8 protein-coding genes are annotated in these 8,622 nt (G+C 42.7%); 7 read left to right on the forward strand and 1 reads right to left on the reverse strand.

The window, feature by feature from the left end:
- Positions 1–33: 33 nt before the first annotated feature.
- The gene (locus tag ACTHRH_RS14535; RefSeq protein ID WP_440416213.1) at positions 34–1,083 is read right to left on the reverse strand and encodes an NAD(P)-dependent alcohol dehydrogenase; all 1,050 of its coding nucleotides are present in this window, start codon (positions 1,081–1,083) and stop codon (positions 34–36) included.
- A gap of 293 nt (positions 1,084–1,376) precedes the next feature.
- On the opposite strand from ACTHRH_RS14535, the gene ACTHRH_RS14540 reads away from it, so the two are divergent.
- The 7 genes from ACTHRH_RS14540 to ACTHRH_RS14570 all read left to right on the forward strand — a co-directional run bounded on the left by ACTHRH_RS14540 (position 1,377) and on the right by ACTHRH_RS14570 (position 8,354).
- Complete coding sequence (locus ACTHRH_RS14540) at positions 1,377–2,603, forward strand: ROK family transcriptional regulator (protein ID WP_144941601.1); 1,227 nt, start codon at positions 1,377–1,379, stop codon at positions 2,601–2,603.
- A 90-nt stretch (positions 2,604–2,693) separates the two neighbouring features.
- Positions 2,694–4,070 (forward strand): ABC transporter substrate-binding protein, encoded by a 1,377-nt coding sequence (locus tag ACTHRH_RS14545; RefSeq protein WP_440416215.1) that lies wholly within the window; start codon positions 2,694–2,696, stop codon positions 4,068–4,070.
- An 81-nt stretch (positions 4,071–4,151) separates the two neighbouring features.
- The gene (locus ACTHRH_RS14550; protein WP_379289070.1) at positions 4,152–5,027 is read left to right on the forward strand and encodes a carbohydrate ABC transporter permease; all 876 of its coding nucleotides are present in this window, start codon (positions 4,152–4,154) and stop codon (positions 5,025–5,027) included.
- Between the two features lie 26 nt (positions 5,028–5,053).
- Positions 5,054–5,866 carry a carbohydrate ABC transporter permease gene (locus tag ACTHRH_RS14555; RefSeq protein WP_440416218.1) on the forward strand — a complete coding sequence of 271 codons (813 nt, stop codon included), beginning with the start codon at positions 5,054–5,056 and terminating at the stop codon, positions 5,864–5,866.
- A gap of 252 nt (positions 5,867–6,118) precedes the next feature.
- The gene (locus ACTHRH_RS14560) at positions 6,119–6,919 is read left to right on the forward strand and encodes a M56 family metallopeptidase (protein ID WP_440416220.1); all 801 of its coding nucleotides are present in this window, start codon (positions 6,119–6,121) and stop codon (positions 6,917–6,919) included.
- A gap of 195 nt (positions 6,920–7,114) precedes the next feature.
- Positions 7,115–7,732 carry a Pr6Pr family membrane protein gene (locus ACTHRH_RS14565; RefSeq protein WP_440416222.1) on the forward strand — a complete coding sequence of 206 codons (618 nt, stop codon included), beginning with the start codon at positions 7,115–7,117 and terminating at the stop codon, positions 7,730–7,732.
- Between the two features lie 214 nt (positions 7,733–7,946).
- Complete coding sequence (locus ACTHRH_RS14570; protein ID WP_379289078.1) at positions 7,947–8,354, forward strand: DUF2500 domain-containing protein; 408 nt, start codon at positions 7,947–7,949, stop codon at positions 8,352–8,354.
- Positions 8,355–8,622: the final 268 nt, after the last annotated feature.

The raw sequence follows: 8,622 nt of genomic DNA on the forward strand, positions 1-8,622 counted from the left end.
ACCTCCTTTGTCTCCAAGCGGCAGCGGATGCGGTTAGCGGATGCGAATGACGCATTTCGTTACTTTGTCTTTATGCTGAATCGATTTCTCCATTGCTTCTTGAATGCGGTCGAATTCGAAAATATCGGAAACAATCTCTTTAAGCGGAATGATTCCTTTGGATACCGCTTCAATTGCCTTCGGATAAATGTTGCGGTAACGAAACACCGTTTTTACCGTTATTTCATTATCGATTATATTGTTAACGTGAATCTGTGCTTTCCCGCTGCTTGTATAACCTACAAGAACGATCGTTCCGCCGCGCTTGACCATTTTCGCCGTTTGCAAAATCGTTACCTCGGAGCCGGCGGTTTCAAATACATAATCCGCTCCCTCACCGTCCGTTATGGACATCACGGCATCAATGGCATTGCCTTCACTGGCATTTACGGTATGGGTGCATCCTAATTGTTTCGCTTTTTCCAACCGGTTCTGCACCAGGTCGACCACCGTAATATTGTGCACGCCCATGCTCTTTAAAGAAAGCATAGTCAGCAGTCCGATAGCGCCTGCTCCTAATATGACGGCAGATGCCCCGACTTGGGCGCCGGATTGCAAGGCCGCATGCATACCGACGGCGAGCGGTTCCATCAATGCCCCTTCCAGCGTGCTTACATTGTCCGGAAGCTTAAAGCATAGATTTGCAGGATGCGAAATGTATTCGGCAAAGCATCCTTCCACCACGGGCAAGGAGGCGTAGAAATAAACCCTTGGACAAAGATTGTATCTTCCCGCCTTACAATAGTCGCACGTATAGCAAGGAATGCCCGGTTCTACGGCAACACGATCCCCTGGTTTTAGCGACTTTACATTTTTACCGACGGCTTCTACAACCCCGCCTGGTTCGTGTCCCAATACAATCGGTTCCGTGACATGTTTTTCTCCAATATAACCGTTTTCAAATAAATGCATATCTGAACCGCAGATTCCCACATAGTCCAGTCTAATTAACACATCATCATCTTTTAATTGGGGAATCGGCTTTTGTTCGAACTCCAGTTTACCTATTGTATTCATGATGGCTACCTTCATTGTTTCGCTCATGTCTTTTTCTCCTCGTTGTATTTAGAATGAATGATAAAATATACCCATATCATAAATTATAAAGTTTATCATGTAAACTCTTATGTATAAAAAAATTAAAGTAATTAATCCAACTTTTTCTAATTCGACACGTTATTCCGCGAAGAGAACATTTTCCAATTGAAAAAAATGCAGTCATTTTAGTTGACAACGCTTCCAGCGTATAATATAGTCAAATTGTCGAAAGAAATAAAGTTGACCATGTAAATTTTTTGTATTATAAAAGTTTATATAATAAACAGAACGGAGGACAAATGAAAAGAGCACAAAATATAGATGAAGTGAAAAAGGCCAATCGCGGATTAGTGCTGAATTTGCTGTTGAGGCATCGAGTCATATCCAGAACGATGCTGGCTGCAAAAAGCGGATTAAATAAAGCGACCATAACTAACATCGTCAATGAATTTGAAGAAATGGGCGTGATTAAAGAACAAGGGCCTATCTTATCAGATAACGGACGGAAAATTACCGGAATTTCATTGGCTCTGGATGATGTCGTCTCCGTTGCTGTAAGAATTAATCGCGATGCCATTGAATTTGCTCTGTGCGATATTCAGGCCGCAGTGCTGCAAAAAAGCGCGGTCAAGATCGATAAGGGCACACCCATCTCTTCCATATTGAAGCTTATTTACGACGGAATAGACCAAATGATTGCCATGGATGCAAGCAAGAAGGTATTGGGCATCGGCATAGCGATTGTAGGTCCTTTAATGACCTATAACGGTAAAACGATTGCAAAGGTATATGATATGCCGGAGCTTTCCAAGGTAGATTTCCAGGAGCAGATCCAGGCCCAATATCCCCACTTGAACGTGTACATCGATCATGACGCAAACGTCTCTGCTCTAAGGGAATGGAGAGATTATGTAGAAGAAACAGGAAACACTAAAGGAATCATGATGTATCTGAACCTGGGAGACGGAATTGGCGGAGGAATCATTATCGATGGCCATTTGATCCGGGGAAAGAATGGGATCGCGGGTGAAATCGGACATATGGGCATCAACTTCAATGCCAAGCGCAGTGAATTCAATAAAGTAGGCATTTTGGAACGATATGCGGCCCCGGTAAATTTAGTCCGACTAGTGGAAGAAAGATTGCACGAGTTTCCAAATTCACAGCTTCATGAGCATTCTTCCATAAGCGAAATCTATCATTTGTATGAAAAGGATGACGAGCTCGCGGTTTGGGCAGTCAATCAGATGGCTTGGTTTCTTTCCTACGGAATCAAAAATCTAATTTATATCCTGAACCCGGACACTATTGTGTTTGGAGATATGATTATCAATTCCCCCAAATTTTTGGCGCAGCTAAAAAACAACTTAAGCAGCGACCTGCCGGAGGAAATTGTGGACTCCATCGATATTCGCTTTTCCAAATATGAAAAGGGAGGCATGCTGGAAGGCGCCGGGTTGATGGTAGTCAGGAAGTATATGGATTCACTCGATATTATTGATTTCATCGAAACCCATTATGGGTAATTGAAAGGGGTGAGACGTTAAGCAAGCCAGCCATAGGAAGGCCTTATACAATTTTTGTTCATCTATGTTCAACTAATGGAGGGTCAACGTATGAAAAAACAGCATAAGTATGGATTGAATTTAGTCTCTGCATTTGCTTTGGCCGGAACCTTGCTAGTCGGATGTTCAAGCGGCAGCGGGCAGAATGAAAAAGAGGGTGCAGTGCTTAATATTGCTACAGTAAACAACAACGATATGGTCATTATGGAAGAGATGACTTCCGAATTTACCGAAAAGACAGGGATCAAAGTAAATTATACCGTTCTCTCCGAGAACGAAATTCGTTCGAAAATTACGCAGGATGTCGGTTTAGGCGGCGGACAGTATGATCTGTTTACAATCGGCGCTCAGGATTCAGCCGTTTATTTGGATAACGGTTGGACCGAGCCGTTGGACGGGCTGCTTAACAGCATGAGCGAAGAAGAGAAAGCTTGGTATGATGTCGAAGATATTTTTCCTGTAGTCAGAGATTCTTTATCCTCCGAAACGAAAGGTCTTGGAGCTCTCCCCTTTTATGCGGAAACGACCTTATTGTTCTATAATAAAGAAATTTTTGAAGCGAAAAATTTAACGATGCCGGAAAATCCTACTTGGGAACAGGTCTACGAGCTGGCCGTGGCAGCGCAGGATAAAGACAAAGGCATTGCCGGCATTGCACTAAGAGGCTTGCCCGGAAGCGGACAAAACATGTTTATTTTCAGTTCTATCGCCAACGCGTTTGGGGCACAATACTATGATATGGACTGGAAAGCTACGTTCAATACTCCGGAAATGAAAAACGCGATTGAATTCTACAAGAAAATTTTGACCGATGCCGGACAAGCCGGACCGACTTCTACTGGATATACGGAAGCATTGAACTTAATGTCGACCGGAAAAGCCGCGATGTGGTACGACGCCAGTGTATCGGCCGGCACGCTTGCCAACTCCAAAGATTCTATTGTTTCCGGCAAAATCGGATATGCCATGGCTCCGCTTCAAGTGAAGCAAGACGCCACCAATACGATTGGCGGCTGGGGCATAGCTATTAATGCTTCTTCGAAAAATAAAGATGCCGCATTCAAGTTTCTGACATGGGCCACTAGCAAGGAATATATTAATCTGGTGGGCGAGAAAAAAGGCTGGGAAAGCACGCCGTCAGGCACTCGCGTTTCTACTTATGACAACGAAAATTATAAGCAAGCCAGTGATTTCGCGGACATTACCAAAAAAGCTATTTTACAAGTTGATTTTCGTAATCCTTCTGTTAATAAAACGCCGTATACCGGAAATTCGATTCCAAACATGGCCGAATATTCATCCTGGGGTGAACAAATCGCTCAATTGCTTGCATCCTATTTAGTCGATCAGAAGAGTATTGATGCCGTATTGGAAGAAGGACAAAAAATATTGACCGATGTAGCTGTTTCGGGAGGATACGCGAAGTAACGATAGAACTACATTCTCCAAAATTACTGGTACGCTGCAAGAACGTACCAGTAATTTTATTAATTGCAGAGGAGAAGAACAATGAGTACAAAGGGCGATAAAAGCAAATTATTAATTCTTCCAGCTCTTATTGTAGTTGGAATTGTTACACAGATCCCATTTATCCTTACCATTATTTTTTCATTTATTAACTGGAACGTGAAGAGACCCGATTTAGGCATTAATTTCGCCGGAATCGACAATTATAAAAAAATATTAACGGACGGCCAGTTCTACCAAGTAGTATTTAATTCTTTATTGATTGTCGTCGTTGCCTTAACGATCTGTACTGTGCTTGGCATTTTATTCGGTTTGATGCTTAACCGGAACTTCAGGGGCGTTAATCTGTTAAGAACGCTGTTTGTAATTCCTTATTTTGTAATGGAAGCGGTAGTCGGTATCATATGGAAAACATTAATGCTGAACCCGTCGCTTGGACTGAATTATTATATCTCCAACGCTCTTGGGATAGAACCGATAGATTTCTTCGGAAAGTATGCGCTTCTTACTATAATGATCCTAATCATATGGCAGTGGACCCCTTTCTTCTTTCTCATCATTATGGCCGGGTTGCAGAACATGCCGTCTGAAATAATAGAAAGCGCCAAAATCGATGGGGCTACAGGCTGGAAGCTGTTAACCCATATTCAACTGCCTCTCATTAGAGATCATATCAATGTTGCCATGACCTTGGGCTTGATCAATATTTTGAAGGTGTTCGGGTTAATCTATGTAACGACATCCGGAGGTCCGGGTAGTTCGTCAAGCAATCTGCCGTACTATTCCTATAAGGCGCTGTTCTATGATTGGAATGTGGGAACCGCCGCCGCTATCGCCGTAGTTACCGTAGCGCTTACGCTTATTGTTGTCCAAAGATTCTATGGATTTATGATGAAAAAGAATACAAAGAATATATGAGCATCCTAGTCTAGGTGGTGAAAAAAATGAGCAGGCGTATTAAGAATAATCTGGTGACAACAATAGCGTATGCTGTGGTCTTAGTGTGGCTCTTTCCAATGCTGTACATGTTATTGTCCAGCTTCAAATTTGAAAGCCAGGTCGCCGTTCCATCACTAGCTTTTACACCGACAATGGACAACTACCGGGCAGTTGTCACTCCCGATTTTTTTAAACATTTATTCAACTCTGTGCAGGTTACTTTCGGCACGGTTATTATATCCGCAATTTTGGGGGTGCTGGGTTCCTACGCGTTGGTCTATTCCTCTATAAAAAAAGCGAATAATCTTTATTTTTGGTTTATTACGACCATCTTTTTGCCGGCGGTTGCCGTTATTACACCGGTCTATATTATATTGGCGAAACTAAATATGCTGGATACGAAGCTGGCTCTCATTTTGCTGAATACGGGTGCGGGAATTCCTTTGATGATTTGGATGTGTACCACCTACTTCAAAGAGATTCCCGGCGAAATTATAGAAGCGGCTACAATAGACGGCTGTTCGAAGACAGGGACATTCTTCAAGATAATGCTGCCTTTAATTAAAAACGGCATCATCTCCTCGGCATTGCTGGTATTTATTGTGACGTGGAATGAGTTTTTCTTCGCCGTCACCGCAACCGCTACAAAATCGGCGACCCTGCCGGTTTATATGAGCAAATTTATGACACAGCAAGGTTATTTCTGGGGCAAAATGTCGGCCGCCGGTACGATGGTCGTTCTCATCCCCGTTTTGCTCGGCTTCTTTAGCTATAAGTCCTTTGTTAAAGGGCTGACAGCCGGTTCGGTTAAAGGATGAAGCGGCAAGATCCGGACCTTTGCCTTCATACGAAGTCCAGTCGTTACAACGGCTGGGCTTTTTTGATATATTTGACATTCGCCCCGCAACCATACTACAATACGTAGTATCGGGAAGTGAGTATAAAATGAGCATTAAAAGAATGAATGTGGACGGGCAAGGGTTGAACCGTTTCTTCGGACCCCTCGAATCCAAAATAATGGATAATTTATGGTCATCCCCTCCCCAAAAAATGAAAAGTGGGAAGAAACAATGAACTCCGTTGTAAAAATGCGGCTGGTTTACGCTTTGATGGTTTTTTTCGTATTGAGCATTACCATGCAGATGGGTCTGTTCCTGACCAATCAAATTAGAGACTTCAGTTTGCAGGGAATACGGATCTCCGGCATCTTGATCGACCTCGTCATCGGCTATACACTTGTCCGAATCCTGTGGCGAATCACAAGACAGTGGTATTTGACGCGCAAAGGGATAAAGCTTTTCCGCTCCCGCGCTCACCACAAATTAACGAAGCAGTTCAATGATAAGTACCGCAGTTGGAAAACCGAATTGATTGTGGTGGAAGACGATGCCTTTATTGCTCTGACGATCGGCATGCTGCGTCCAAAGATTGTTGTATCTACAGGAGTGTTAAAGCTTTTTAACGATATGGAAGTCAATGCGGTCTTGCTGCATGAATGGTATCATTGCCGCAAACGGGACAATATCAAAATGTTCTTGTCCACCCTGTTCGCAGATGCCTTCGGATATTTCCCCATTATCCAACCTTCAGTCCGTTTCTATAAAACGATGAAAGAGCTGCTCGCGGATCGATTCGTTATCAAACAGATGGGCACGGAACTACACTTGGGCAATGTTTTGTTGAAGCTTGTTCAATTGGGGAAGATAAAACGGCGCGAGGCGGCGGTTCATTTCACAGAGACGGCGATTGATTATAGGATCATGCAAATACTGGAACCTGAGAAGGCCGTGAAAGTGCCGGTCGCGTTGTTCAGACCTTTATTGCTATCTTGCGTCTTCTTGCTCCTGATAAGCATAGGTGGAAGTTCATAATCCGCCTTTCTTTTGGGTCACTAAACTACAATATGTAGTATCGCGTAAATGACTGGATTTCAAATGATTCTTTAGGAGGTTTTTCATTATGAGAGACATTTTATTACCGTCGGGGATTTCCCGGTTCGATTCTATTGACATGTAAGGAGGAAAGAATATGGCCGGATTATTATCGAAGGGGACACAAGAAAACATATGAAAGTGAGCTTACATCTTCTCATAGCTCTTACCGGATTGATCAGTGTGCTCTTACATATCCTTTATTCTCCTGCTCCCTTCGCTTCCATGACCAAATTTACAATTCATGCTAATCTATTCATTACATTGACATTTTCCGTTAGTGCTGTGACCATGCTGTTCAAGAGAACAGAAAGCAAGCTTCTGGATTTCTGTAAAAATGCATCTCTTATCTATATCCTTGTGGGCTTGCTGACTTACCACTTTCTTCTCTCGAGCGGGGGAACCTATACCGGACCTCGAATCATAACAAACTTCACGCTGCACTACTTAATTCCGGTGCTTGTGCTTTTGAACTGGATGATGTTTGAAGAGAAGAAATCATACCATTATAAATACGTTGTTTATTGGTTAGGCTTCCCGGTTCTCTACTGCGCCGTTTCCTTAATCAGAGGATTATTTGACGGATTTTACCCGTACTTTTTTCTAAATCCCCACGGCACCATTCCCGCCGGAGTCGGCAGCTACACAAATGTAACTTTATTCATCATTGGTTTTGCATTTATCTTTTCGATCTTCGGGTTTCTGTTGATTATTATAAATAAAGCTATTTTAAGCTATAAAAAAAGCTCCTAACGGAGCCATCTCGAAGATGAATAACCCGGTATTAGAGGAAGCTTTTTATGCCAATAAGAATCTATATTTTCATCGTTGCTGTAAAGAACTTAAAGATTCCTATGTGGTAAAAAAAGCTCCTAACGGAGCCATCTCGAAGATGAATAACCCGGTATTAGAGGAATATTACACCCCCCATTGAGATTTGCGACAAACTATGATGGAGGAATAGTATATGTTCGATATGGGGCCATCGTTTGGAGGGGGGTTTTCAATGATGTCCTCCATTATACCGATACTCGTTGTGGTCGTATTTGCCGTCGTTCTCATCGGAATCGTGATGAATGGGGCCCGCTACGTCAAAAATGCAAGTTCACCGCGGGAATCCGTATTTGCCCGGGTAGTGGCGAAACGAATGGAAGTACGTACTCAGTCGCACCATCATCATCATGAAAATGGTCATGTACACCCTGGCCATTCTTCTCGCACCTATTATTACATTACCCTGGAATTCGAAAACGGCGAGCGAAAAGAATATTTGGATGTTAGAAACTTGTACGGACTCATAATTGAGGGAGATTCGGGATATGCCGCCGTTCAAGGGGATTGGATCGTAGCTTTCGAGCGGAACGGAGGCAACTGAATCGTCCGATGATGGCTTTCTTCAGCAGCAAGAACCTATTCACTTTTTATTGTTCAATAAAGAATTTATTTGTATAGCCAGCATAAGTGATGCTTGAAGAGAAATAAGTAGTAGAATAACAGGAATAAAATTATCTGTGTTTTGATTAAATAATGAAGTTAAAAAGTAGAATAATATGATTGATAGTATTACTGGACAGTCAAAAGTTCTACAGCATTAAGAAGCGAGCGAATCGGCGTCAATATCAGTCGTTTCCTGCTTGGATTGG

The organism is Paenibacillus sp. SAFN-117 (assembly GCF_051966115.1).
In the GTDB taxonomy this organism is placed as follows: domain Bacteria; phylum Bacillota; class Bacilli; order Paenibacillales; family NBRC-103111; genus Paenibacillus_L; species Paenibacillus_L residui.